Below are 26466 nucleotides of genomic sequence, written 5' to 3' on the forward strand. Positions count from 1 at the left end.
CCCGGTCTGTCGAGGCAAGGATGAGAATCGCATTGATCGTGCTTTGCTGCGTGGCGGCCCTATGGGGCGCGCCCGCGACCTCTCAACCGGCGCCAGGCAACCTGACCGTTCATTGGGACGCCGGCGCGGCCGACTGCCAGGCCCACCCGCCCCGCCCGCTGCAGGTCCACCGGTACGACGAGCGCACCTACATCCTGCGGGAGAGTCTGTGCCAGACCTACGAAGGTCCGTTCATCTACCTGCTGATCGGCTCGACCCGCGCCCTGCTGATCGACACCGGCGATGTCGCCGACGCCAAACAGATGCCGCTGGCATCGACCGTGTTTGGATTGCTTCCCGTAGTGAACGGCCAGCGGCTGCCGCTGCTGATTGTTCATACGCATGGACATTTGGATCACCGCTCGGGCGATACGCAATTTGCCTCCGCACCCCAGGTGACAATCGTCGGCACGGATCTGCCGCAGGTGACCGCCGGCCTTGGTTTCCGCCAGTGGCCCGACGATGTGGCGCACATCGATCTTGGCGGGCGCGTGGTCGACGCCATCCCCACGCCAGGTCACTACCCCTCGCACGTGTCCTACTACGACGCGACCACGGGCTTGGCGTTCACCGGCGACTTCTTCCTGCCCGGACGACTGATCATCGATGACCCGGCGGCAGATCGCGCCAGCGCCGCGCGCATCAACGACTATCTGCGCGACCGACCGGTAAGCCATGTGCTCGGCGGCCATGTCGAACTGGACACGCGCGGCCAGGTCGAACCGATGGGATCGAACTGGCATCCGGACGAAGCGCCCTTGCCGCTGAGCAAGCAAGACCTTGCCGGCCTGCCGCAGGTACTGGCCTCATTCAACGGTTTCTACGGTCAGTCGGGCCGGTTCGTGATGTATAGCCAGGCGCGCATGCTGCAGGTGATCAGCGTGGCCGGCATTCTTCTCTTAATCGTCATCGCGCTGTCCTTACGCTGGTGGTTCAAACGTCGACGTCACGCCCGCGCCGGCCACCCCTGAACACCTTTGCCAGGAGCGCTCCATGCGTCCATCGCTCCCGGCCGTCATGACGGCCATCCAGATCACTGCGCCCGGCCCTGCGGACGTACTGAAGCCGCAACAAGTGCCGGTGCCTGTGCCTCAGGCTGGCGAAGTGTTGATCCATGTGAGGGCCGCGGGCGTGAATCGCCCCGACGTGTTGCAACGCCAGGGCAATTATCCGATTCCGCCCGGCGCCAACCCCCTGCCCGGACTGGAAGTGGCTGGCATCGTGGCAGCCATCGGTGAGGGCGTCACTACCCATGCGGTAGGCGATGAGGTCTGCGCATTGACCAATGGCGGCGGCTATGCCGAGTACTGCGTCGCGCCCGAAGGACAGGTGTTGCCGATCCCTCATGGCGTATCGATGCTGCAGGCCGCGGCGATTCCCGAAACGTTTTTCACGGTGTGGGCCAACCTCTTTCTGATGGGTCACGCACGGCGTGGCGAAGTGGCCTTGATCCATGGCGGCAGCAGCGGCATCGGCACCACTGCACTGATGCTGTGTCGCGAATTTGGGCTGCGCACGTTCGCCACCGCCGGCGGCATCGAGAAATGCGAAGCCATCCGCGACCTCGGCGGCGAGCCGATCAACTACCGGCAGGAATCGTTCGTCGAAGTGGTGCTCGCGCGCACCGAGGGGCGTGGCGCCGATGTGATTCTGGACATCATGGGCGCCGCCTATTTCGCCGACAACCTGGCTACGCTCGCACGCGACGGACGCTTGTTGCTGATCGGCTTTCTCGGCGGCGGCACCGCCGAACAGGTGAACCTGCACAGCATCATGACCAAGCGCGCCGTGGTCACCGGCTCGGCCATGCGCCCTCGCACGGCACAAGAAAAGGCGGCCATCGCCGCCTCGCTGAAAGAGCATGTGTGGCCGCTGCTGGCGCAAGGCCGCTGTCTGCCGATGATTCACGCCAGCTATCCGCTCGCGCGTGCGGCCGATGCGCACCGCGAAATGGAAAGCAGCCGGCACATCGGCAAGATCGTGCTGGTGATGTAGGCCTCAGTACCCTGCTATCTCTTGCTGACCCAGCGGAAGCGGCGTGTGTCCATGGGTCGCTTCCTGCCATTCGTCCATCTGGCGACGCGCCTCGCGAATCTGCAGCTCGCCGGTCGGATGCCGGCGCAGCTGGGCGCGTAGCAGCTCGATCTCCTGCTGGAGCAACGCGTTCTGCTCGATCAGCTCGTCGCAGGCGCGCGATAGCAAGTCGTTGTCGCGATCCCATTCCATAAAGCACCGCATCGTCATGGGGGTGGGATACAAACGTTGCCTCTGAGCCCGTTAATGCGCCGTGAGACTTTGGCTAAGTCCTTTGCGCGGCCTTGACGGGCCGTGGGCGTAGGCTCGCCGCATGACCCACACGCACGCGCAACTCGAGCAAATGCTGGACGCGTTGGACGAATCCGTCCCGCGTCTGGTGCAGACCAGCCCTGCGCCTGGCGACTTCTGGAACAGCTTCACCAGCCTGGCCCAGGCCATCCAGGATCACGCCCAGCCCGGCGACCGCGCCTGGGTCTGCGACCGGCTCGATGCCATCCAGGTCAAGCATCACCTGGTGCCGCCCGCCGACCAGATCTAGCCGGCCGCGTCGCTCACTGGCAGATCAGCACCGGAGTGTTACAGCAAAGCATCACTTTGTGCGGCACGCTGCCCAGCAGCACGCGCTCCAGGCCCTCGGACCCGCGCGACCTCATCACGATCAGGTCGCAATGATGCTTGGCCGCGGCAGCCACGATCGCCACGTCCGGACGCAGGTCGAACATGTACTCCGTTTCGCAGGGCACGTTCATTGCGCTGGCGCGCTTGGCCACTTCATCGAGATAGGTCTGCGCACGCGTCTTGGCCACTTCGCTGTAACAGCCGCTGTGCTGCAGCAGCTCGGACATGAAGGACACCGTGGACAGCGGCGGCATCACATGCACGGCGAATACCTTCGCCTCCAGCTTGGCCGCCAGCTCGATACCCGTTTCCACCGCCTTCAACGCACGCTCGGAACCGTCCACCGGCAGAAGAATGTTCTTGAACATCACCTGGCCTCCCTTGGATTCCGGGTGCCAGTTTAATCCTGTTGCGTTGGCGAGATGTGCAGGAGCCCGGCGAGTCGTCCGACCGCCAGGCCCCTAGCCCTACCCTGTGGGAGCGCACCCTGTGCGCGACTTCAACCCGCCGCACCCTCCCCTCAAAGACTCATCTTCACATCCGCCACAAACGTCCTCTGCGGAAACGGGTGATACAGGTAGTACTTCTCGTTGGTGAAATTATCGATGCCAAACGACGCCGCCAGATGCTCGTTGATCTGATAGTGCGCGCGCACATCAAACACCGTGAACTTGTCGAACGCGCCAAACACATGCGGCGTGTTGTCGGTGTTGTCCAGCGTGGAGTACTGCTTGCCGCTGTAACGCCCGGCCAGCGTAAACGCCCACTGCGCATCGGGCCGGTACGTCGCCACCGCCGTGGCACGCCAGCGCGGCACGTAGGGCGCATGCTTGCCTTCCGACGTGGTGCCCGTGGCGCTGACAAAACTATCGTTGGACAGCACCGTGGAATCGACAAAGGTCACGCTGCCGGAGAGCTCCAGCCCGCGCACGAGTACATTGTCCTTCTGCGCCACCAGCTCGATGCCGCGATTGCGCAGCTCGCCGACGTTCATCACGTAGCTCACCGGCACTGCGACGTTCGGCAACGTGGAAGTTTGGGACACCAGTGCGTTCCTGGTGTTCTCCTGGAACAGCGACACGCGCAGCAGACCCTGCTCGATCGAGTGTTCCACGGCCAGCTCGCCGCTGCGCGCGGTTTCCGGCTTCAGATCGGGGTTGGGCACGCTGAAGGTGGAGCCCGTGGACACCAGCTGGTACAGCTCGCCCACCGTGGGAAAGCGGATCGCCTTGGCCAGCGAACCTGTGAGACGCCAGCTATCGGCCACGTTCCATTGCAGCGTAGCCTTGGGCGAGAAGCCGTCGGCCTTCTCCACCGGCTGCTGCACCGCCGTCTTGCCGCTGAAGTTGTAGCCGTCGCTGGCCTTCCACCACTCATAGCGACCGCCCAGCGTGAGCATCCAGTCCGGCGCAAAACTCCATTGATCCTGCAGCCACAGCGCCTGCGTCTGCGTCTTGCCGCGGCCCGTCGAATACAGCGTGGTCAGACTGTCCGGGTCCTGCCAGTTGCTCAGATTGGTGGTGGGATTATTCAGCTCGTACTGATCGGCATGCGCGCCGATCGACACCTCGTGCGCACCGCCATATCCCTGCGGACGCCAGATGCCGGTGGCATCTGCCGTGGACCACTGCGTGCCGCCGTAGCTCGCCAGGCGTCCGTTGGTGGTGACTCCCGTGCCGTTGGTGACGCCTGCCGGTTGCCACTGGTTGTCCTTGAGGAAGGCGTAATGCGTGGCCACGAACGAAGCATCGTAGTCGCCCTTGGTATCGGACTTCAGCGACAGACCTTGCATCAGGTGATGCGCACTGAGCTGGTAGAGGTTGCTGGCAAATCCCGCGAACTTGCCGTAGGTCGGATCGCCCGCACCATCCGTCAAATAAGTGTCCGTGTTCGACTGGCCATGATTGCTCCAATAGCCCACCAGGTAACTCAGCTTCCACTGCGGGGTAAGGTCATAGGTCAGCTCGCCGTTGAGGTCGAGCATGCGCGTATGCAGCAGGCCGCCGGCGCCGTAGACATTGGCCACCTGCCCCATCTTGTTCAGCGCGGGAACCGTGCCGCTGGTGCCCGCCGGCGTCGTACCGCCGGTGATGATGGACAGCGGCTGGCTGAAGCTGTTCGTCGCGCTCGCGCCAAAGAACCAGCCGAGCTTGCCGCTATGCCCGCCCGCCGTGAGGCTGGTCTGGCTGGTGCTGAAGTTGTCGTGCGTGCCATACAGGTCGAACGACTGCACCGCCTCGGTCTGCTTGATGGTGACTTCGGTTTTCTCCGGCATGCGCGTGACGATATGCATCACCCCGCCCATCGAATTGCCCGCATACGCCGCCGAGTACGGCCCATACATCATGTCGATGTGGTCGATCGCCTCCGGCGAGGTCATGCCCCAGCGCGGCGCACCGATCGTGTTGTTGTTGGCGATCAGCGCCGAGATCGGAATATCGTCGATATAGACCAGCGTGCGCGCACTGGAATTGACGCCCCAGTTGCGCGTGGCGAGCACCGGCTGGGTGTCGCCGTAGTTGCGCTTGCGGATGAAGATGCTTGGCAGGTATTTCGCGGCGTCCTCCACATCCACCGCATTGATGGTGGCCTCCACGCGCTCCGCCTGCACGGATGCCAGCGTGGCAGGGAAACCGGGCGCGGCCAGCTGCTGTGCGGCGGCAGTCACTTTCACCGGCCCAAGGCTGGTGACGTCCGATTCCGGAATCGGCGCGTCCGGCTGATCGCTGGGGCCGCTCTGCGCCCAGGCGATGGATGAAGCAAGCAACGTGAGCGGCAATCCAAGGGCCGCTCCGCGCAGGAAAGAAAAGCGCATGACAAGACATCCGTTGTGGCCAGCGTCGCGAGGCGACGCATGGCTGGGGCACGGGCAAGCACAGGGACGCAGGCACGTGCACGCGATCCCGCGCGCCTACGCACCATCCCCTGTGTTTGCCGTCGATAGCGGTGGGCGCGCCAGACAGGCGCCCACCATCAAGCCGTCATCCCAGCTGGATGGACGGTGGTCCCCGCGGATGTGCGCTGAGCACGGGCTGCGCGTGCCAGGTGATGCTGGAACGCGCGACAGGCGCGACCGCCGGCAGCGGTGCGGCGAGCAGGAGAGCAACCACCGCACCCGAGAGCAGCGGCGTATGCGCCAGCATCGTGCAGTAGCCGCAATGGTCCAGGTGCTGGGCCGGATCGCCCGGCATGTCCGGCATGCCAGGCATGCCAGGCAGATGAACCATGCCGGGCATATCGTCCATGCCGGGCATCGACGCATGGTCCATGCCGGCGTGGGCAGCCATGTCCGTCGACACCAAGGCCGGAAGCACACGGGAGACCGTGGGAGCAGCCACCAGCAGCCACATGGCGGCGACCGCCAACCATGCCACAAACCGCCGTGATGTCCTGCGCCGAATCAAACTGCTTCCCAACCCTTGAGTAGGCTCCAGAGATGATCGCATTTCGCGACGCCCGTGGCACGCGAAACATGCTGCGGCGTGGCGTCACGTGGCGCTGCGCTTTCGATTCATACCGGTGCCAGAGAGCGTTTATTCCCCACCGCGCGCACCCTACACGCCGCCAGACTCCCCCGACCTCGTGGCCTGCCGTCGCAGTCCTGCGCCGCGTCACTTCCCCCGGCGCGCGCCTCGGCAGCGAACTTCGCCATGTGTCACCTATATCAAACACGTGTCCGCGATGAAGCCCGACAGCCTGCCGTAACCCACTTTGTTACGTTGCCATACGCCGCTACGCGTGGTGCCTGATCGGTAGGCGCGAGCGGCCACGGCAAACCTGCCGCGAGTAACGCGGGTCGCATGGGCTGGCACCCATGACGACCCGCTCACCATCAACAACTAAGACAGGAAGTTGATCATGGCTGCGCCGGATCATACGGCACTCATCCGCTCGTTCTTTGCCATGGATGGCCTCCTCCTACGGCCCCTCCCTCATGCCCCCACGTCGCGTACGCGAGGGGGCCCATGCAGTGCTCACACACCCAGCAAGACGGCATCGCGCAGGTTGCCGATACCCTCGCCGACCTCCTTGCCGATAACGGAACCTGCGTGCACAGGCAGTACCTGGGGATGGCCTATGGAGCCCAGCTGATGGCCGTTTTACCCCGGTCTACGACGATGGCATCGGTGCGGCGATCCACTATTTGTGCCAATACGCAGGGTTGCTCGATCGCACAGTGAAATGAACGCGTCATCCGTCCGCCGAACTTCCCCGCGGCGTACCGAACGCAAAGGCCAGCCGGTCACCACGGATGCTGGCTGACAGTAGCCCCCGATATTCACCGACACGGATGGCTGTAGTCGCCTAGCCACACTGCCGCCGTGTCCGACAGGAAAACTCTTATGTGCCTCACCCAACTGGACCCGCGCCTGGATGTGGATCCCGACACCCCGCTACGCCGCCCCGGCGATGTACTGCTGCACGACTACATGCTCCCGCGCGATCTCAGCGCCGCCCAACTCGGTCGACGCACCGGCGTGCGGGCCAGCCATCTCAAGGGCATCACCCTTGGCACCCGGCGCATCACGCCGGAAATCGCCCTACGACTAGCCTGCGCACTCGAACCCACCGCGTTCTACTGGATGGCCTTGCAGTGGCGCTTCGACCTGGAAAAAACCCAGCAGCAGCTGACCTCGCGACGCGCGAGGCCAAGGGCAGGCAACGAATAGTCCTTACGCCTTGGTTTTGGCGGCTTTCTTCACGGTCTTCTTGGCCGCTGTCCTGGCAACCGTCTTGCGGGCTGTCTTGCCAGCCTTGGTGGCCACTTTTGCAGCCGCCTTGCGCGATGCCGATGCCGGCTTTCTCGCCTTGGACTGGTTATAGGCAATGGCCGCCTTCACCAGTTTCTTCAGGGCGGTCTTGTTGACCTTGTCGCCCTCGAGCAGATCAATCGCACGCCAGGTGCTGCCGCCCAGGCCGTTGTTGAACAGCTGGTCGGGGTCGTCAAGCTTCGCGCCATGCGAGAAGGTGATCTTCACCTTCTCCTTGTGCGCATTGGCCACCGCGATGATGCCGTCGCGATACCAGGTGGGGCTGCCCATCCACTTCCATTCCTCCACGATCTCCTTGTCGGCATCGAGAAAGGCCTTGCGCACGTCGGCCAGCGTCTTGCCACGCCAATCCGTGATGCCTTCGATCAGCGCGTCGATGCGTTCCGATGGATTCATGGCGTCCTCCCGCTCATGGTTGGATGGGCTGCGTTTCAGCGCAGTTGCTGGATACGGATCATGTTGCCGGCGGGATCACGCACCGCACAGTCGCGCACGCCATACGGCTGATCGGTCGGCTCCTGCACGATGTCCGCGTCGCTCGCCTGCAGTTTCTCAAACGTGCCAGCCAGATCCTTGGTGGCCAACAGAATGATGCCGAACGTGCCCTTGGCCATCATCTCGGCAATGGTGCGGCGTTCGTCGTCCGTAATGCCGGGGCTGGCCTCCGGCGGATACAGCACCACGTTGATGCCCGGCTGCCCCGCCGGCCCCACCGTGATCCAGCGCTTGCCGCCGTAACCCACGTCGTTGCGCACCTCGAAGCCCAGCGTGTCGCGATAGAAAGCCAGGGCGGCGTCCGGGTCGTTCTGCGGCAGAAAGCTCGAGTGTATGGAGATATCCATGGCGTTCCTCTCAGTGGTGGTGAAATCCATGGCCTCAGTCTAGATCGGGCTCCGCGGCCGGCGCTTCTCGATTCCTGATCGGCCGCGTCACCTGTTTGGCCACGCACGACGGCATACCTGCCGTGGCCTGAGATTCCTGCCGCTTATAGACACCCGGCGACATGCCCACCAATTCCGTGAACCTCGTGGTGAACGTACCCAAGGACGCGCAACCCACCGTGAAACAAACGTCAGTGACGCTGAGATCCCCACGCCGCAACAACGCCATCGCGCGCTCGATGCGCCGCGTCATCAGATACGCATAAGGCGACTCGCCATAGGCCGCCCGAAACTGCCGGCTCAAATGACCTGCCGACATCTGCACGCCCCGCGCCAAAGCCTCGACATCCAGCGGCTCCGCATACTCGCGATCGATGCGGTCGCGGACGCGGCGCAGGCGGGTCAGGTCGTGGAGGCTGGGGGGAGTGGTGGTCACTCCGGAATCGTGGCACGGGGAGATGGGAGGCTCAAGCCGAGCCAGCTTTCCGCACCACATGGACGACGAGCTCGCGCTGCGACGGGAACGCCGCGCAGGCGCCGAGTTCTCAGACTGAAGCTAACTTCGGCGCCAAAAGAAAAACGCGGGGCGAGCACACTGGCTCAGCCCCGCGCAGGTCTGTCCAACTGCCTGGCCTGACGAATCAGGGCAGCGTCAAGTGAATCGGATTGGACTTCATCGACGCGGACAGCGAGGGAAACGGATCGACGCCGGACATGGTCTTCACGTCGTCCAGCGAAACCACGGCGCAGGTGTAATTGGTGATGTTGGTGCACAGAAACGCGGCCGCGCCCACACCCGGCTCGTACACCGCCTTCCACGTATAGGCCGGCACCGCAACCGCGTCCTTGCCGATCGTCGGGATCGAATCCGTAGCGAACGCCGGACCGGTGACCACGTACACCTCACCCAGCTGGGTCGCGAGATTGCGCACGGAGTCCTCGATCTTCTCCCACTCGCCCGCATTCAGCACGTGCAGCTGCGGCACGACGTTGGCCATCGAGAACGTCCGTCCTCCGACGGGATCGTCGACGGATCGCCGGCCGGGCTCATGTGCCCACGGTCGTAACCGCTGTTCGTATAGTCGGACGACTGCGAGCGATCCGCCGCCGGGATGCCCGTTTCCTGATGCCAGGAACCATCACGACTGATCGAGTTCGCCCCGGCGATCTGGGCCGCCGTCAAATGCTCAGCAGAATACAGCGGACCCTTCGTGACACCCGACGCAAACAACACGTACTCCGTGTGACAAACCTCCGTCGTACGACTCAACAGCGACGCGTCCAACGCAGGCGCCTTGCCCGCGACAAAGAAATTCGGACAAGCCGTACCGGCAAGCGAAGCACCGGACACGAAGAAACAGACTGCAAACAGCCAAGAGCCAAAGCGCGACATGTTGTTCCCCGTAGATGTGTGACCCGGGGAACCTAGTCATGGCTTATGTCAGGTGCGTGACCCTTCTGCAAATGCAGATGGTTTTAGATGATTCTTGTGAATTGGGTCATGTTAAGCGGAGCATCTGCTCCGTTGACTGATCCCGGAACTGAACCCGCTCTTCGCGCGAAAGTCGGGCGCTCATTGCGCCACACACTGAAACCAGATTGCGCCGCCCAACAAAGCGCAACTCGCATAAAAGTTGAGCGAGAATCCAAAGAAGCGGTACATCGGAGAAATCGCGTAACCAGCCACAAAAAGCAGGCGCCCGCCAATAAACAAAGACGCAGCAACCATCAGCAGACCCGCGCGCTGTGGCGGGCAACTACATCCAAATGCCAGCAACGCCATGAAGCCCAGAGACGCCTGCTCCAGGGTGTTCTGAAGTATCGCTTGACGCAATGACGGGCCGGTAGCTTCAGAGCGATAGCCCAAGATGGCATCAGGTGATCCTGCCCGCTCGAACATCACCGCCATGATCGACGCCGCCAGCGGAAGCGCGTAGACCCAGCTTAGTTTCAGCGCAAGCGTCAGCGGAGGCGTGCTTGTGACACCTATCGTTCTCAGTCCAAGCGTACTGGCGGCGAGAATGACAACTAATGCACAAGCGACCTGGACGTGAACAAAACTGCGGTATCCCATTGCGGTTCTCATCTTAGGCACTTCGTTGTCAGATACCCGAGAAGTAGGCTTTGGCTTTTGCACCAAAAAAGATTGCCCGCGCATAAGCGATGATGCCCAAAGCCATCATTGCCTGGCCAATGTAAGCGCCGACCTGTTCCGCGCCTGGGGCGATCTGGAATACTGGATGCGGATCGGGAACGACCAGTACGTATCCCGCGAACGCGCAGAAAACCATGCCGAAGACGATCGAAACAGCACGGCCCCAGCGTGGTCGCTTGAAGCACGCGTAAAGTGTTGCCGAAGCCAGAGCTGCGATGATCAGGGCGCGCACGAAAACGGCCAACCATCCAAGGAGGGAGTCTTGGCTTTGCGTCACCCTTTCAAACGCCAGAGTAAGCCGTATGACGCCGCTTCCTCCTGCGGCAAGCAGAATCAATGCGAGTATCACTGTAACGATGATTACTGCCGGCTTCCTGCGCCCTGACTTCCAGTCGCCATTAGCCTTTCGCTCGGCGACCACCCGAATGAATTCGTCCGGTGTCTTCACAACGCCCTCGTTAGATGATGTGCAAACTACGCGCTTTCAGGATGTCCCTATGGCGCAGAGCCCGGATCCAATAACTTGATCCCCGTAGCAGACAGGTTGTAGATACGCGTCTCCAAATACCTGGAGTTCTTCTCTTCAATGTCGATGACGCCGTCGGCGCCCGACAGGCAGGCCTGCTTTCGCAGTTCGCCTTTTGCCGATGCAAAGTCGGAAGGTGCGAAGAAGGTCTTCTCGAGATGCACATTCAGTTGCGAGATCGCCACGTAGGGCCTGGCTGGATGCTGGTCCTTGAACACCGCGACATCGCAATCAGGCGGCCGGGCGGGGCTGCCTTGGTTCAACGATCGATAGTTTCCCGTCGTCGCCATGCAGCCGCACAGGCCGGATGCGAGGAAGACCATCCACACTAAGTTCTTCATGATCTTCCTCGCACCGTTTCGTCAAATGCGGTTATTGATGCGAGCCGATGCTCTTATCCATCTCGGCAATGATTTCCTTGTCCCAGCTCTTCTGGCCTGCCATGCCGGCAAACGACTTGGCCGTGCTGACCTTCACTGCGGTCTTATCGCTGCCTAGCGACGAGAGCCAGACGCCCGCGGATTCACCACCAGATCATCACCGCCAATAACCAATTCGAAACGGCTGTCGTAGAAATAGCAACAGACCAACTTTCCGCCATGCAGCTGCGGACCGATGGCCAGAAAGCGAGCAAGTATCCCCCGATCGCGATAATGGCGGCCACGACCCCGGTGGCGATCACCTTGCTCAACACCGGGTCCTTCCAGGCAACTTTTAGTCCTTCCATCAACTTCATGCTCGCCCCCTTTCAACGCTGCATCTGGCAGTTTGTCGGAAAGAATACCCGCGCTTCTGCGTCACGGGTAGAACCACGGATACGAAATGCAAGAAACGAAAAAACCCCTTGAAATCAGGGGTTTATTCTTATTACTGGCGGAGAGAGTGGGATTCGAACCCACGGTAGGCTTACACCTACGGCAGTTTTCAAGACTGCTGCCTTAAACCGCTCGGCCATCTCTCCGAATTGTCACTGTGGACGGGTGATCCGTTACAGCGGTGTAGCTTGTGGCCTCTGTTACTACCGAGGCGCTGGATTCCGGCCTACGCCGGAATGACGAGCAAATGCAGGGTCGCCATCCTATCAGGAATGCGGCGCCGCTCCCTGCCCTTTTTTCGACAAGGCAATCATCGCCCACAGCATGATGGCGACTGGAACAGCCGCCCCAAGCAGCGGGAGTAGCAGGATCGGTTGGCGGATCACCATCGGCACCAGCTGCGTCGCCGAGGCGAAGGCGATGATGGCGAAGCGCAGGTTACGGCTGTGGCGGGCGAACCAGAAGGAGCCCACCACCAGCACGGTGGCGATGGCGCTGAGCACCAGGTCCACCGTGGCCATGGGGAACATGGTGACCAGGCCGAGACGGGTGAGCAGCTCGGTCGCCAGGATCACCAGCAAGGTGTAGCTGGCGGCGAGTTCCACTTTGTCCCAGCGCTGGATGCTCATGCGGTGGCCTTAGGCGATCTGCGTGAGGTTGCGCAGGTACGGGCGCAGCATCTCGGGCACGGTGATGGAACCGTCGGCGTTCTGGTAGTTCTCCATCACGGCGACCAGGGTGCGGCCCACGGCGAGGCCGGAACCGTTGAGGGTGTGCACCAGTTCGGGCTTGCCGGTGGCCGGGTTGCGCCAGCGGGCCTGCATGCGGCGGGCCTGGAAGTCGCCACAGTTGGAGCACGAGGAGATTTCGCGGTAGGTGTTCTGGCTGGGCAGCCACACTTCCATGTCGTAGGTCTTGATGGCCGAGAAGCCCATGTCGCCGGTGCACAGCAGCACCTTGCGGTACGGCAGGTTCAGCAGCTGCAGCACTTTCTCCGCGTGGCCGACCATTTCTTCGAGCTGGGCGTGCGAGTGTTCGGGCACGGCGATCTGTACCATTTCGACTTTCTCGAACTGGTGCTGGCGGATCATGCCGCGCGTGTCGCGGCCGTAGCTGCCCGCTTCGGCGCGGAAGCACATGGAGTGCGCGGTGAGGCGCATCGGCAGTGCGTCCGCTTCGATGATGCTGTCGGCGACGAGGTTGGTCAGCGCCACTTCGGCGGTAGGGATGAGGTAGCGCTTGCTCTCGTTGACCTCGGTGGAGAACAGGTCGTCCTCGAACTTCGGCAGCTGGCCGGTGCCCTTCATGGTGTCGGCGTTGACGATCAGCGGCACGTTGCATTCGAGGTAGCCGTGCTCGCCGGTCTGCAGGTCGAGCATGAACTGGGCGAGTGCGCGATGCAGGTGGGCGAGCTGGCCGCGCAGCACGGTGAAGCGCGCGCCGGACAGCTTGGCGCCGGCGTCGGCATCGAGCCAGCCGTGGCGGGCGCCGAGGTCGACGTGATCCTTMACCGGGAAATCGAACGTGCGCGGCGTGCCCCAGCGCAGCTGTTCGGCATTCTGGGTTTCGTCGTTGCCCAGCGGCACGGACTCGTGCGGGATATTGGGGATGCCGAGCGCAATATCGGCCAGCTTGGCCTGCACGTCGGTCAGGGCGTGCTCGTTGGCCTTGAGCTTGTCGCCGATGCCGGCGACTTCGGCCATCAGCGGGGCGACGTCTTCACCCCTGGCCTTGGCCTGGCCGATCGCCTTGGACCGCGTATTGCGCAGGTTCTGCAGCTCCTGCGTCTCGGTGGACAACTGCTTGCGCTGGCTCTCCAGCGCCTCGATGGCGGCCACGTCGAGTTCGTAGCCACGGGTGTCCTTGAGGCGCGCGGCGGTTTCGGCCAGGCGCGAACGCAGCAGTGCGGGGTCCAGCATGATCAATCCAGATGTGGGGCTTGGAACCTTGGATTATCGCTGGGGGGCGTGTTGGGGGGCAATGTTGGGGTTTTGGGGTGGCCGAAGCCCCGGAAGGTCGGATTGGGGCGTCTGCGGGCAAGGTTGGGTTTGGCGGTGGGTGTGGGTCGCGCACAGGGTGCGCTCCTACAAGGGAACGGAACCTCTGTAGGAGCGCACTTGTGCGCGACCGGGGCGCCGATCAGTGCGCCGGGCCATCACCGGGCGGGTCGCGCACAAGTGCGCTCCTACAAGGGAGCGGGGTCCCTGTGCGACAGGGACCTCGACTAATGCATTAAGGGAACAGGCCCTGTGCGCGACCAGCGCTACGGATCAGTGCACCCTTCGCCCATTCCGCCCCAGCCACCACGCCATCACGGCGCCGGCGAGGAGCCAGCCGACGACTTGTTCGATCAGGGCGGCCAGGGTGAAGTTGGTGGGGAAGCGGTACCAGTTCCAGTACGGCACCAGGGTGCTCAGCCAGGCGAACACGGAGGCTGCCAGGGCGATGCTCAGGCGGGTCATGAAGCTGAAGGCGGCCAGGCCCATCACGAAGGCCAGTGCGAGCGCAGACAAGGTGTCCGACGCCCATTGCCGCGGCAGCTGGCCGCTCATGTCGGAGAGGTCTTCGCCCTGGGGCATGTAGACGATGAAGGCATACGGCGCTGTCTTGGTCTTGGCCGAATAGGCCTCCATCACGGCCTTGTCGTGCATCTTGGCCGGGTCGACCGAGGGAACGATGTAGACGCCGGTCTGATCGCCCAATCCGGGCCGCAGGCTGGCTAAGACCGTGTCTTCGGCCACCGGCTGATGCATGCCGACATCGCCCAACCCCAGCGCCATATGTGCCACGGCGCCCCAGATAAACATCACGATCCCGCCCATCAGTGCTGCTACCAGTACTCGCATGGCTCGCTCTCCCTCGATACCTACGGTGCGGCGAATCTATGCCCGCCGTGCGGGGCGCCGCAAGGTCGGTCGCAGCAGTGACGGCGACGGCATCAGCCGGTGCGGGAGACGCCGACCGGCAGCGCGCCCAGGCGATGCATCTCCGGCTCGTCCCATAGCGAGGGATCATCCAGGCAGGCCAAGGCAAAGGCGTGCGCGTCCTCGCCCCAGAACAGACGGCCATCCAGCGACAGCGTGGGCACGCCGAACACGCCCTCGGCCATGGCCTCGTCGAAATTGGCGCGCAGCTGCGCCTTTACGGCGGGATCGGCAATTGCGGTGGTTGGATCGGCGATGCCCAGGCGAGCGGCCACGGGCGCCAGTGCGGCGATGCTGTCGCCCGCATTTCCCTGGGCCCAGATCCAGTCGAAGATTGCATCCGTCGCCGCCACCGTGCTGCCGGCCGCGATGCACAGCCGAAGCGCAGCCAACGGATTGAACGGATGCGCGGGCGGAAACCGCAGTGGCTGGCCGTTCTGACGTGCGCGCCACAGCGCATGGCGATAGGTGAATTCACGCTTGCCCGGGATTTCCGCCGGACCTTTCTGGCCGTGCCGTTCCAGCACGCCGGCGAACACGATGGGGCGCAACGTTACCGGCCGAGACGCCGCCAGCAGTTTCACCTTGGGCCACTGCAACCAGGCAAACGGGGAGATGAAGTCGAAATACCAGGTGATGGACATGATTCAACTCCGCGTGCCGAGGGGTGGTTTATTCGCCGCGCGCCTTGCGTCGCGCTTCGCGCAAGCTGAGCAGCTTCTCGCGCAGCTTCACTTCCAGACCGCGATCGACCGGCTCGTAGAACACGGTGCCGTCCAGCGCATCGGGCAGGCATTGCTGATCGAGCGCGACGCCGCCTTCGCTGTCGTGGTCGTACTGATAGCCCTGCCCGTAGCCCAGGCCTTTCATCAGCTTGGTGGGTGCATTGCGCAGATGCATCGGCACGTCGAGCGTGCCGGTCTGCTGCACCACGGCGCGGGCGGCGTTGTAGGCCTTGTAGGCGGCGTTGCTCTTGGGCGCGATGGCCAGCCAGATGGCGAGCTGCGCCAGACCCAGCTCGCCTTCGGGACTGCCGAGGCGCTCATAGGTGTCCCACGCATCCAGCGCCATGCGCCAGGCGCGCGGTTCGGCGAGGCCGACGTCTTCCACGGCCATGCGCGTCATGCGGCGCGCGAGGTAAAGCGGATCGACGCCGCCATCGAGCATGCGCGTCAGCCAGTACACGGCCGCATCCGGATCGGACGAGCGCACCGATTTGTGCAGCGCCGAGATCTGGTCGTAGAACTGCTCGCCGCCCTTGTCAAAGCGGCGCGTGCGATCGGCCAGCACCTGGGTGAGCGTGGTGTCGTCGATGCGATGGTCTTCGGCGAGTTCCGACGCAATTTCCAGCAGCGTGAGCGCGCGGCGCACGTCGCCATCGGCCGCCTGGGCGATCAGCTTAAGCGATTCGTCGGCGACATCGAGCTGCATGCTGCCCAGGCCGCGCTCGTTGTCTTCGAGTGAGCGCTTGAGCGCCATCACGATGTCGTCCACCGTGACGGCTTCCAGCACGTGCACGCGGCAGCGCGACAGCAAGGCGGAGTTGAGTTCGAACGAGGGGTTTTCGGTGGTGGCGCCGACGAAGATGATCACGCCGCGTTCGATATGCGGCAGGAAGGCATCCTGCTGGGCCTTGTTGAAGCGGTGCACCTCGTCCACGAACAACACCGTGCGACGACCCTGCGCAAAATTCACCTCGGCCTCGGCCAGCGCCTTGCGTACATCGGGCAGGCCCGACATCACGGCGGAGATGGCGCGGAAATCCGCATCGGCGTAGCGCGCCACCAGCAAGGCCAGCGTGGTCTTGCCGCAACCGGGTGGGCCCCACAGGATCATCGAATGGACGCGGCCGGCTTCCAGCGCACGGCGCAGCGCCTTGCCGGGAGCCAGCACGCGTTGCTGGCCCACGATTTCATCCAGGGTGCGGGGCCGCATGCGTTCGGCCAGGGGTTTGAGATCGTCGGGCTCGGCAAACAGGCCCGGCGCATCGAACATATCGCTGCGTGACATGCCGGGCATTCTAGGACATCGGGCCATGGGGGCGGCATGCCCCCCGCCCGCATCAGGATTTCGGCGCGTCCTCGCGGCCCTGGCGCAGCAGGCTGAAGGCCATGCCTGCCACCACCAGCGCGCCCAGCGTCAGGACTACCCACAGCAAGGGCTTGGTCCAGTCGTAAGGGACCTTCGGCGCGTTCAGGGCTGAAGGGCCGGCCTCGTCCATGCGCGGCCCCAGTTGTGCAACGGGCGGCTGCCATTCCTCGCCGCGTTGGCTGCGCAAGCGGCTCAAGGCCTCACCCACCGGATAGTCGCCACGTCGCGCTGCGTAGCTGCCGGCCAGCAATCGATAGGGCGCGCTGCCTTCGGGAAGCCATACGTATTGCGCAGGCAACCAGCCCACGCGCACCGCGGGCGCGCCAGCGAGCGGCGTGTCGCTGTGCACGCGCAGCTGCTTCACGTTGCGCTCGCCGATGGTGGCCGTGACCTCGCCACTCTTGCCGCCAGCGCGAACCAGATCGAGTGCCGCCACTTCCATCCACGGGGACGCGCCGGCGCCCTGCACCAGCACATGCACGCGGGCGGCGTTGTTGGCTGCAGGCAACGCAACGACTACCGACTCCACCGGTAGCGCCGCAGGCAACGCGTAGTCGTAGTCGGCCGCGCCCTGCCCGCTTGCCTTGGCCACCAGCCACTGCAATTTCGACGCGCGCTCGGCGGCGACGTCAGTGATGCTGCCGGACAGCTTGGCGATGGGCGCGTGGCCTGCGCTCCAATCCACCTGGCCGTCAGCAAGGCGCACGCGAAAATAGCGATACGCATCGCTGCTTGCCACCTCTGCCGCCAGCTGCTCGACTTCATCCTGCTCGCCGTGCACGCGGGTCAGGCTGAGGTCCGACGCGAGCAGGTTCCACTGCCGCAGATCGTTGCTGCCTTCCACCGTCAGATGAAGCTGGAAATCCTCGCTCAGCGAGGCCGGATCAAGCGCGAGCTGATCAAGGCTGATCGTGCGGCCCGCGTCGATCAACCATGCATCCGGATGTTGCACCGGAGCGGCGCGATCGGTCTGACTGATGACGATGCCGCCATCGGTATTGCGCTCCACTTTGACGCTATCGGCCAAGGCGGCTGACACCGGCAACGGCAGCAGCCGCGCCATCGCCTCGAAGGGACGACTGATGGGTGGCGAGGGCGGCAGCGGCGCGAACGGCACCGGCCGGCCGAGTGCGTTGACCACGATCAGATCGTGCAGATCGGCATTGGGATTGACGGAGGCATACACCTCCGGCGTGAGTGTCACCCGATAGGCCTCGCCCGGTGCTTTCGTATCCAGCGCAAACGCATAGGCGTAATCCACATTGCTGTCTGCCCGGGCCGCCGCCACGGGCAACATCAGGGCGAGTGCGATCCAACGCATATCAAGGCGCATGCCCGGTCTCCTCCATCGACGATGAGCGGCGCGGCGGAGCCGGCGCCAGGTATCCAATCACGCTGCACAACAGGCCGAAGGCGATAAACGAACCGATGCCGAACAGATTGCCCAGCTGACGACGGTCGATAAGGATCAGCTTGGCCAGCACGACGCCCATGAGCACCGCACCCGCCAGCCAGAACAGCCGATGGCCATGCCGCGAACCCCACACCCAGGCAAACAGGCCCAACACGCTCCATACCAAGGTGAGCGCCATCTGGGTGACGCTCGAATCGACCAGCTCCCCACCCCATGGCACGCCGCCCAGTTGATGGACTGCACGCAAGGTGAAGCTGGTAGCGAGTGCCAGCACGATGCCGCCCAGCACGGGACCGCGACTGCGCTGCAACAGTGCAGGCAGCGAAGGCTCGGTCAGCCACGCTGCATAAGCGAAAGCGATCAACAGCAGCAGCATCTCCAGCGGATTGACCAGCGGCACGTAGTGCAAGGGTGTTGCGTCGCCTGCATGGAACAAGGCCACGCAACCGACCAATCCAAGTATCGCGAGCAGCGAATACTTCAGCGGCGCCAGCCACAAGGGCATGACGCTTTCCATGGGCGCGGCGATCAGGCGGGGCCGCGCGTGCGACACCGCAAACGCAATGAGCAACGGCGCAAAACTCAGCAGCATCACCCAGCTATCGGACAACCAGCGCAGCCGATCCACGGCCACCGCCACGCCCACCGCTGCCAGCAGGATCCATCGCCATAGCCACAGCCCGTGCGCCGTCGCGCCTGCCCATGAGGTGTCGCGCAAGTTGAGCAACGTGCGCCAACCAAGGATGGCTGCGAACAGCACGGAGAGCAGATTCCAGCCGCGCCATGGCTGCTGGTGAAAGCCGGCGGCCATCAGAATGAGCAGCAGCATGGCGGCCATGAAGGCCACTGGCGTCCATACCAGTGCCGCGCCGAGTTCCGCCGTAGAGCGATAGCGCGCCGCTTCGGCAACTGCCCATGCTGTGAATGCGAGCCACGCCAGCCACGCCGCAAACAAATCTGTATCCGGCACGAAATGCTTGATCTCCTGCGCACTGGCGACCAGCCACCAAAGCAGCGCCCAGGCAAACATCACCAACGAGAACACGCGATACAGCACGCGCCCCGCACTCCATCGCGACAACAGACCGCTGCTGGCGAAGCCCGCGAGCACGATCATCAGCGCACTGATGAATTCGCGATTGAGCACCGGCAACGCGCCATAGCCGCCATGCATAAACTTGTCGATCAGCAAGGCAAACCCGGCGAACAGTTGCAGCGCGACGCCGCTCCACGTGGCCAGCCATCGCTGCTGACGCAAGCCCAGCCAGATCAGGCCAGCACCTTCGAGCGCGAAGATGCTGCCAGTCACATCGGCGCGCAGTGCGAGCGGCACGGTTAGCGTGGCAAGTGCCACCGCCAGCACCGCCCAGGTATCGCGCAGCAGACGCATGGCCGGCTGGCGACGCGAGACATAGGCCACGCCCAGGTAAATCACTGCTGCCACCAGCGTGGACATTGCCAGCGCCTTGCCATCCCAATGCAACAGCGCGCCTTGCAGCAACAGGCTGATCAGCGGATTGCCGAACATCAGGCAGCCATCGATCACCAGGCGCCGATCCACCGGCGCGCGCATCACGTGCAGCCAGGGGATGACCAGATAGAACAGGAAATTCAGCACCAGGAACGGTTCGGTGCTGGCAAACAGCGCGGGCTCGTAGCGAAGCACACCCCAGGCCGTGCCTACGCCGAAAGTTGCGATAAAACCCAGCAGGTTCAGCACGCGCCACGAGCGCTTCCACGCGATGCCCAGGATGGCGAGGTTGAGCACGGCGTAGTAACTGAACAAGGCCACGTGGCTGCCGTTGCCGGTGGACACCAGGATGGGCGCCGCAAAACCTGCTACAAGACCAAGCACCGCGAGCGCCAGCGCATCCTGGACCACAGCGAGCACGCCAATGCCGGCGACCAACACCACCAGCAAGGCGAACGCGGCGCCCGCAGGCAGCAGGTCGCAGAGACGGAACGCGGCAAACACCGTCATCACCAGCACGCCGATCGCCCCGCCCTGCACCGATAGTGCGAAGACACGCTGGCTCTCGCGCTTCTTCCAGCCAAAGGCGAGTCCCGCCACGGCGGCCAAGGCCACCATCGCTACGCGCAAACCGATCGGCACGCGCAGCATGCCTGCATCCGCGGCGTACTTGAGCAAGGCCGCCACGCCGGCGAACAACACCAGCATGCCGATCTTCACCGGCACATTGCCTTCGGTGAACCAGCGCCACACGCGGCTGGTCAGGCGGTCCAAGGCAGACGGCGTCGACGGAGCGCGAGGCGTCTCGTCAGCCGCAGGCCATGCGGCAGGTCCCACGGGCGCAGGGGCCGCTGCTGTTGGAACCGGCGGAGGCGCGGCAGCTACAGGGGGCGTCGCCGGCGGCTCTTGCACTGCCTCGCGCGCCTCCTGGGCAGTCATCCACGGTCGCTCAGCGGCAACCGTCGTCGAGGGCCTGGCTTCGTTGAGTTGCGCACGCAGGCTTTTCAGCTCGCGGGACAACTGCAGCTGCCTGCCCCAGATCAATCCCACGGCCGCGCCGCCAACGATGCCCGCAAGGCCGCCTTCGGAGGCCAGCCCGCCCAGCACTGCACCTATCACTATCCATAGAAAAACCATGACCATCCATCTCCAGCCACGCCGGGTTGTCATGGCGTCAGTGTGACACGGACGGCGCTGCCGCCGCCGTGTCACCCATGGCGGCGGGAACAGTCCTAGGAAGAGCTGCGGCGCGCCTGCGCCCGTTGCTCCATCCAGTCGTAAAGCACGGGTAACAACAGCAGGGTCAGCAGGGTCGAGGTGATCAGCCCGCCCACCACCACCGTTGCCAGCGGCCGCTGCGTTTCCGCGCCCACGCCGCTGGAAAGCAGCATGGGCACGAGGCCAAGGATCGCCACGCTGGCCGTCATCAGCACCGGCCGCAGACGCAGTGCCGTGCCGCGCAGCACGGCCTCACGCACACCCATGCCCTTGACGCGCTGCTCATTGAGAAAGCTCACCAGCACGATGCCGTTCAACATCGCCACGCCGAACACGGCGATAAAGCCGATCGCTGAAGGCACCGAGAGGTATTGCCCGGTGATCGCCAGCGCCACGATGCCGCCGATGGTGGCGAACGGCACGTTGGCGAGGATAAGCGCCGCGTACTTCATCGAGTTGAAGGCCGTGTAGAGCAAGATAAAGATGAAGAAGATCGTGGCCGGCACGATCAGCGACAACCGCTTCAAGGCGCGCTGCTGATTCTCGAACGCACCGCCCCATTCGGTGTAATAGCCCGTCGGCAGTTTCACTTTCTGTGCTAGCGCGGCGTTCGCCTCCTGTACGAAGCCGTCGATATCGCGACCGCGCACATCCATCTGGATCACCGCATAGCGTTGCAGTTGCTCGCGCCGGATAAAGGAATAACCCTCTGCCTCGGTGACCTCGGCGACCTGTGACAACTGCACGATGGCGCCACCAGGTGCCTGGATCGGAATGCGCTGGATCGCCTGCAGCGAGCGCTTGTCGCTGTCGTTCAACCGCACGGCGATGTCGAACCGCTTCACGCCATCGATCAGCGTACTTACCGGCTCGCCACCGATGCCGTTGCGAACCACGGCGAGCACGTCGTCGGCGTTGAGGCCGTAACGCGCGAGCGCATCGCGATCCACGCTGACGCGTATCTGCGGCTTGCCCATATTGGGCTCCAGGGCCAGGTCGGCTACGCCCGGCACGCCGCCCAGCACATCCTTGATTCGGGCGCTCAGGCGATCGAGTTCGCCCAAGTCTTCCCCGTAGAGCTTCAATGCCAGCGTGGCGCGCACGCCGGAGATCAGCTCCTCGATACGCATCTGGATGGGTTGGGTGTAACTCACCACGGCCGTCGGCAATGCGGCTGAAAGTTCACGCTGCATATCCGCCTCGATGCTTTCCAGCGTCTGTCCCTTGCGCCATTGATCGCGCGGCTTGAGCGGCGTGTAGACCTCCATGTAGTTCACGTCCGCCGTCTCGCCCTTCTCCGCGCGACCGATCATCGCGAGCGTGGTCTCGACCTCGGGAAACGATGCCTCAATGCGCGCGGCCACCTGGCGCGAGAGGTCGATGGATTCATCCAGCGACGCGGAAGGAATGGAGGTGATGCGCCACATGATCGCGCCCTCCTTCAGGTTCGGCATGAACTCCTTGCCGAGGAAGGGAAACAACGCGAGGCTGCCCAATAACGCACCGCCGGCCATGCCCAGCACCCAGCGACGCCGACGCAGCGCCCATGCCAGCACGACGCCGTAGTGTTTCTTCAGGAAGGCCACGAGGCGCGTGTCGCGCTCGTCCTTGGGCTTGAGCGCCAGCGCAGCGAGTACCGGAACAAGGGTCAGGGCCAGCACCAGCGAACCGGCCATGGCGAAGCTGATGTTGAAAGCCATCGGCTTGAACATCTTGCCTTCCAGCCCCTGCAGACTGAACAGCGGCAGGAACACCACGATGATGATGACAATGGCGAACGCGATCGGACTCGCCACTTCCTTCGCCGCAGCAAGCACGGCGGCACTGCGGTCCACAGGCAAGCCATGCGCCTTGCGCTCGGCCATGAGGCGGAAGGCGTTTTCCACCATCACCACCGCGCCATCGACCATCATGCCGATGCCGATGGCCAGCCCCGCCAGCGACATCAGGTTGGCCGATAGACCCGCCTGCTCCATGCAGATGAAGGCGATCAGCATGGCCAGCGGCAAGGTGACGACCACCACCAGTGCGCTGCGCAACTCGCCAAGAAACAAGAACAACACGATCGCTACCAGGATCGATCCCTCCACCAGCGCGCGCACCGCCGTACCCACGGCCTTGTTCACCAGGTCGGTACGCTCGTAGACCGGCTTGACCACCACGCCGGCGGGCAAGGCTTGCTGCACCGTGGCGAGCTTGCCCTTCACGGCATCCACCACGCTCTTGGCGTTTTCGCCGATGCGCGAGAGCGCCTGCCCCATCACCACTTCCTTGCCGTCGCGCGTCACGGCGCCGGTGCGCGGCGCGCCGGCCTCGTCCACTGTGGCCACGTCGCGCACGTAGACAGGTGTGCCGTCTTCGGTCTTGAGCACGATCTGCTCGATGTCACGCGCGCTCTGCACCAGCCCCAGGCCGCGAACGAGATACTGCTCTCGACCGACATCGACGAAGTTGCCGCCGACCTGCGCATTGTTCGCCTGGAGGGCCTCGATCACGTGCTTGAAGCCCAGGCCGTGCGCAATCAGCTTCATCGGGTCGATGCGCACCTGATACTGCTTCTGCTGCCCGCCCCACGACGTCACATCGTCGACGCCAGCCGCAGTGCGAAGCATCAGGCGAATGCTCCAGTCCTGCAGCGTGCGCAGGTCGCTGTCGCTGGGTGATCCCTTCAGGGTTTCGTCGGCACGCTCCACGGTGTACCAGAACACCTGGCCGAGGCCTGAGGTATTGGGGCCCATTTCCGGCTTGCCGTAGCCCGCGGGCAAGCGGTCGCCCACCTGCTGAAGACGCTCATTGACGAGCTGGCGGGCGAAGTAGATGTCCATATCGTCCTTGAAATACACGGAGACATAGGACAGCCCGAACAGACTGACCGAGCGTACCTCGTCCACTTTTGGAAGACCGGCGAGCGCGGATTCCACCGGCGTGGTGAGCAGCGACTCCACATCTTCCGCGGCCAGTCCAGGGGCCTCGGTGTACACGTTGACCTGCACCGGCGTGACATCGGGAAAGGCATCGATGGGCAGCTTGCGCAGCGCCTGATAGCCGAGCGCAGCAATCACTGCGAAAGCGATCAGCACCAGCAGCTTGTAGCGTAAAGAGAGTTCGACGAGACGCGCGAGCATCAGTCTTCTCCCAGCTGCGAGCGAAGCAGGCGCGCCTTGAGCGCGAACGCGCCCTTGCTGACGTAGGACGCGCCGGGCTTGAGGCCTTGGCGTATCTCCACCCAGCCGTCACGGTTTTCGCCTGTCTGCACGGCTACCGGCTCGAACGCCTGGCCGCTGGCGACGACGAAGACAGTGGACTGGTTCTGCAACAGCACCACGGCTTCGGCGGGCACCGCGAGTGCGCTGCGTCCAGACACGGCAACGCGAGCATCGACGAGCTCCCCCGGGTGGAGCAGGTCGCGGCTGTTGTCCACGGCAATGCGCACGGCTACCGTGCGGGTCTTTTCATCCGTCTGGTGCGAACGCTGTACGACCTTGCCGGGCAGGCTTTGCTGGTGAATGAGGATGCGTGCCGCGGCGCCTGTGGCCACGCGCTCCGCTTCGAACGGCGGCATCTGCGCCTCGACCCATACCGAGTCCTCTTTCACCACGGTGAACAACGCGCGCCCCGCATCGACGCGCTCACCCACGAGGAACTGGTCAGTAGTGATGCGTCCATCCGTCGGCGAGAGCAAGGCATAACTCCCGTCAGCCTTGGCCGAGCCGGCGCGCAGTACGCCCTGGATTTGCGCATCGGACAGACCGTAGGCGCGCAAGCGAGCGCGCGCCTGGTCGCGCTGCACTTGCACTTCCGTGTAGCGGCGGGCGGAGACAGCTTGCGGACCCAGCGCGGAGACGCGGCGCCATTCCTGCTCGGCGACGATGAGCGCCCCCTGGGTTTCCGCAACCTGCACGCTCGACAAGGTGACCAGCGGCTGCCCCGCCTTCACCACATCGCCCAGCTTCACCTGGCGCGACAGCACCATCGATTCGATGCGCGGCGACACCAGTACAGTCGAATACGCATCGACCTTCACTTCGCCAGGCGCCTTGATTTCTTCAGCGAGGTCGCGCGAAGCGAGTCTGGACACGACGATGCCGGCGTCCTGCACGGCGCGGGCATCCAGCGTCAGTGGATTGGCCGCCTGCTGCGCGAAGACCGCGCCCGTCGCAAGCGAAAACAGCAGCGCGCAGGAGGCGCGTCGGAAAAGATGATTCATGGGGATACATCCTGTGTGCGGCCATCCAGCCAGTCGGTCAGGCGACCGGCGGCGACGAGGTAGTCGAACCAGGCCTGCCAGGCCTGGCTTTCCAGTGCGAGCGCGGACAGCGCGGTGTCGAGACTTTGCTTCAGCTGGACGAGGTAATCGGAGGTGCTGATCTCGCCGGCTCGCCAGAGCTTTTCGAGCAGCGCGGTGCGATCGTCGAAGGCGGCGGCGCGTCCCTGCCGAAAGGCCTGGCCAGCAGCGAGCAAGGCGTCGTAACGCGATTGCGCTTCACGCAGCGAAGCGCGACTCGCCAGTTGCTGCGAGCGCGTCAAGGCGGCAGCCGCCCCGGCTTCCGCGAGTGCGGCGTCGATTTCCGCGCGTCCGTTGTTGAGCACCGGCAAGGGAATGGACACGCTGACGCCGATCACTTGGTCGGTCCTCACGCCTGTGTACACGCGTCCACCGGTCAGGCTGATGGTGGGATCGGGCATACGCGCACGCCGCGCCACGTCGATGCCCGCCTGAGCGACCTCCTCATCGGCGCGCAGCTTCACCAACTCCGGCCGCTGCTCGATGGGAATCGGCAAGATGCTGTTCGAAGCCGGCGGCAGACCTGCAGGCAGCGGCGGCTTCGTCACAGCCTCGCCGGCGACCGTCTCGAGCGCGGCCACCGCCGCCGCCTCGGCGCCCGCCAGCGACGCCTGCTGGATCTGCGATTCACCCAGGGCCAGGGCGGCCAGATCGCGTTCGGGACTGCTGATATCGCCGACACCGAGGCGGTCGGCGGCGAGCGCATCGAATCGCCGCATCAAGCTCACCCGACGCTCGCCGAGCTCGCGCTGGCGAGCAGCCAGGGCAGCGGCAGACCAGGCTTTCAGCCAACGCGAGGCGATGTCCCGCCGCAGCACTTCATAGGACGCCTCGCGGCTGCGCCACTGGGCCTGCGCCTGCGAAGTACGGGCGCGGCGCTTGCCTGACATATCCAGCGGCAGCGATAGCCCCGCCGTGCGCCGATTGACGTCGGCGTTCTCGGCATCGAGCGACAGCGAGGGGTTATAGACAGGCTGGGCCGCCGCGCGTACCCGCGCCTGGGCCGCCTCCAGCTCGGCGCGAGCCGCCTGGATGTCGGGGTTGGCAGCCCATACGAGCTGCACCGCGCCACCGATGGGCGATGCGGCAGGAAGCGGTCGCTCACCTTTGATCGGCACCGCCGCCGCGTTGGCGACAGAAAACAAACAGGCAGCCCCGAACAGGGCCGCACGTAAAACGGACATGAAACCATCTCCTGACAACGATCACGAGGAATGCGC

At 64.2% G+C, this 26466-nt stretch carries 25 protein-coding genes, 1 tRNA gene and 1 pseudogene; 4 read left to right on the forward strand and 23 right to left on the reverse strand.

The annotated features are described in order from the left end of the window. The first annotated feature begins 20 nt into the window (after window positions 1-20). Window positions 21-1010 carry an MBL fold metallo-hydrolase gene (locus AC1DKY_RS10940; RefSeq protein WP_441603318.1) on the forward strand — a complete coding sequence of 330 codons (990 nt, stop codon included), beginning with the start codon at window positions 21-23 and terminating at the stop codon, window positions 1008-1010. Window positions 1011-1032: 22 nt separating this feature from the next. Then, the gene (locus AC1DKY_RS10945) at window positions 1033-2034 is read left to right on the forward strand and encodes an NAD(P)H-quinone oxidoreductase (protein WP_441603317.1); all 1002 of its coding nucleotides are present in this window, start codon (window positions 1033-1035) and stop codon (window positions 2032-2034) included. Between the two features lie 3 nt (window positions 2035-2037). Here the strand turns inward: AC1DKY_RS10945 and AC1DKY_RS10950 are convergent, their stop codons facing one another. Continuing rightward, a complete protein-coding gene (locus tag AC1DKY_RS10950) occupies window positions 2038-2265 on the reverse strand; it encodes a hypothetical protein (RefSeq protein WP_441603316.1) in 228 nt (75 codons plus the stop codon). A gap of 121 nt (window positions 2266-2386) precedes the next feature. Here AC1DKY_RS10950 and AC1DKY_RS10955 point away from each other — a divergent pair, with 121 nt between their 5' ends. Beyond that, window positions 2387-2614 carry a hypothetical protein gene (locus AC1DKY_RS10955; RefSeq protein WP_441603315.1) on the forward strand — a complete coding sequence of 76 codons (228 nt, stop codon included), beginning with the start codon at window positions 2387-2389 and terminating at the stop codon, window positions 2612-2614. A 13-nt stretch (window positions 2615-2627) separates the two neighbouring features. On the opposite strand, the gene AC1DKY_RS10960 is transcribed toward AC1DKY_RS10955, so the two are convergent. The 3 genes from AC1DKY_RS10960 to AC1DKY_RS10970 form a co-directional block, all read right to left on the reverse strand. Further along, window positions 2628-3062 (reverse strand): universal stress protein, encoded by a 435-nt coding sequence (locus AC1DKY_RS10960; protein ID WP_441603314.1) that lies wholly within the window; start codon window positions 3060-3062, stop codon window positions 2628-2630. 152 nt (window positions 3063-3214) lie between these two features. Further along, complete coding sequence (locus AC1DKY_RS10965; protein ID WP_441603313.1) at window positions 3215-5509, reverse strand: TonB-dependent receptor; 2295 nt, start codon at window positions 5507-5509, stop codon at window positions 3215-3217. Window positions 5510-5675: 166 nt separating this feature from the next. Continuing rightward, window positions 5676-6068 (reverse strand): DUF2946 domain-containing protein, encoded by a 393-nt coding sequence (locus tag AC1DKY_RS10970; protein WP_477177847.1) that lies wholly within the window; start codon window positions 6066-6068, stop codon window positions 5676-5678. 969 nt (window positions 6069-7037) lie between these two features. On the opposite strand from AC1DKY_RS10970, the gene AC1DKY_RS10975 reads away from it, so the two are divergent. After that, the gene (locus AC1DKY_RS10975; protein ID WP_441603311.1) at window positions 7038-7364 is read left to right on the forward strand and encodes a HigA family addiction module antitoxin; all 327 of its coding nucleotides are present in this window, start codon (window positions 7038-7040) and stop codon (window positions 7362-7364) included. Window positions 7365-7367: 3 nt separating this feature from the next. Here the strand turns inward: AC1DKY_RS10975 and AC1DKY_RS10980 are convergent, their stop codons facing one another. The 19 genes and pseudogenes from AC1DKY_RS10980 to AC1DKY_RS11070 form a co-directional block, all read right to left on the reverse strand. Next, a complete protein-coding gene (locus AC1DKY_RS10980; RefSeq protein ID WP_441603310.1) occupies window positions 7368-7862 on the reverse strand; it encodes a DUF1801 domain-containing protein in 495 nt (164 codons plus the stop codon). Window positions 7863-7897: 35 nt separating this feature from the next. Further along, window positions 7898-8308, reverse strand: a complete 411-nt coding sequence (locus AC1DKY_RS10985; RefSeq protein ID WP_441603309.1) for a VOC family protein — start codon at window positions 8306-8308, stop codon at window positions 7898-7900. 34 nt (window positions 8309-8342) lie between these two features. After that, complete coding sequence (locus AC1DKY_RS10990) at window positions 8343-8783, reverse strand: helix-turn-helix transcriptional regulator (RefSeq protein ID WP_441603308.1); 441 nt, start codon at window positions 8781-8783, stop codon at window positions 8343-8345. Window positions 8784-8988: 205 nt separating this feature from the next. Beyond that, window positions 8989-9740 (reverse strand): annotated as a pseudogene (locus AC1DKY_RS10995) (DNA/RNA non-specific endonuclease). A 180-nt stretch (window positions 9741-9920) separates the two neighbouring features. Beyond that, a complete protein-coding gene (locus AC1DKY_RS11000) occupies window positions 9921-10433 on the reverse strand; it encodes an MAPEG family protein (protein ID WP_441603307.1) in 513 nt (170 codons plus the stop codon). 16 nt (window positions 10434-10449) lie between these two features. Further along, window positions 10450-10950: a hypothetical protein gene (locus AC1DKY_RS11005; protein WP_441603306.1), complete on the reverse strand. Its 501-nt coding sequence runs from the start codon at window positions 10948-10950 to the stop codon at window positions 10450-10452. A gap of 47 nt (window positions 10951-10997) precedes the next feature. Continuing rightward, window positions 10998-11369: a hypothetical protein gene (locus AC1DKY_RS11010; RefSeq protein WP_441603305.1), complete on the reverse strand. Its 372-nt coding sequence runs from the start codon at window positions 11367-11369 to the stop codon at window positions 10998-11000. Between the two features lie 182 nt (window positions 11370-11551). After that, window positions 11552-11764, reverse strand: coding sequence for a hypothetical protein (locus tag AC1DKY_RS11015; RefSeq protein WP_441603304.1), 213 nt, complete (start codon window positions 11762-11764; stop codon window positions 11552-11554). A 135-nt stretch (window positions 11765-11899) separates the two neighbouring features. Continuing rightward, window positions 11900-11989, reverse strand: a tRNA-Ser gene (locus AC1DKY_RS11020). A 120-nt stretch (window positions 11990-12109) separates the two neighbouring features. Continuing rightward, window positions 12110-12472 carry an LrgA gene (locus AC1DKY_RS11025; protein WP_441603303.1) on the reverse strand — a complete coding sequence of 121 codons (363 nt, stop codon included), beginning with the start codon at window positions 12470-12472 and terminating at the stop codon, window positions 12110-12112. A gap of 9 nt (window positions 12473-12481) precedes the next feature. Beyond that, on the reverse strand, window positions 12482-13762 hold the full coding sequence (gene serS / locus AC1DKY_RS11030) for a serine--tRNA ligase (protein WP_441603302.1): 1281 nt from the start codon (window positions 13760-13762) through the stop codon (window positions 12482-12484). A gap of 351 nt (window positions 13763-14113) precedes the next feature. Then, the gene (locus tag AC1DKY_RS11035; RefSeq protein ID WP_441603301.1) at window positions 14114-14689 is read right to left on the reverse strand and encodes a hypothetical protein; all 576 of its coding nucleotides are present in this window, start codon (window positions 14687-14689) and stop codon (window positions 14114-14116) included. Window positions 14690-14781: 92 nt separating this feature from the next. Further along, window positions 14782-15414, reverse strand: coding sequence for a 2-hydroxychromene-2-carboxylate isomerase (locus AC1DKY_RS11040; RefSeq protein ID WP_441603364.1), 633 nt, complete (start codon window positions 15412-15414; stop codon window positions 14782-14784). Between the two features lie 25 nt (window positions 15415-15439). Then, the gene (locus tag AC1DKY_RS11045; RefSeq protein ID WP_477175680.1) at window positions 15440-16786 is read right to left on the reverse strand and encodes a replication-associated recombination protein A; all 1347 of its coding nucleotides are present in this window, start codon (window positions 16784-16786) and stop codon (window positions 15440-15442) included. A gap of 43 nt (window positions 16787-16829) precedes the next feature. Further along, window positions 16830-18191 (reverse strand): DUF3999 family protein, encoded by a 1362-nt coding sequence (locus AC1DKY_RS11050; RefSeq protein WP_441603299.1) that lies wholly within the window; start codon window positions 18189-18191, stop codon window positions 16830-16832. Then, entirely contained in the window at window positions 18181-20880 is a 2700-nt protein-coding gene (locus tag AC1DKY_RS11055) for a DUF2339 domain-containing protein (RefSeq protein WP_441603298.1), read from the reverse strand. The genes AC1DKY_RS11050 and AC1DKY_RS11055 overlap by 11 nt, the downstream gene beginning before the upstream one ends. 95 nt (window positions 20881-20975) lie before the next feature. After that, window positions 20976-24086, reverse strand: coding sequence for an efflux RND transporter permease subunit (locus tag AC1DKY_RS11060; RefSeq protein WP_441603297.1), 3111 nt, complete (start codon window positions 24084-24086; stop codon window positions 20976-20978). Then, entirely contained in the window at window positions 24086-25168 is a 1083-nt protein-coding gene (locus AC1DKY_RS11065) for an efflux RND transporter periplasmic adaptor subunit (RefSeq protein ID WP_441603296.1), read from the reverse strand. Before AC1DKY_RS11065 ends, AC1DKY_RS11060 begins: the two co-directional genes overlap by 1 nt. Continuing rightward, the gene (locus AC1DKY_RS11070; protein WP_441603295.1) at window positions 25165-26430 is read right to left on the reverse strand and encodes a TolC family protein; all 1266 of its coding nucleotides are present in this window, start codon (window positions 26428-26430) and stop codon (window positions 25165-25167) included. The genes AC1DKY_RS11065 and AC1DKY_RS11070 overlap by 4 nt, the downstream gene beginning before the upstream one ends. Between the last annotated feature and the right edge of the window lie 36 nt (window positions 26431-26466).

It is taken from the genome of Dyella sp. 01N448, assembly GCF_056399225.1.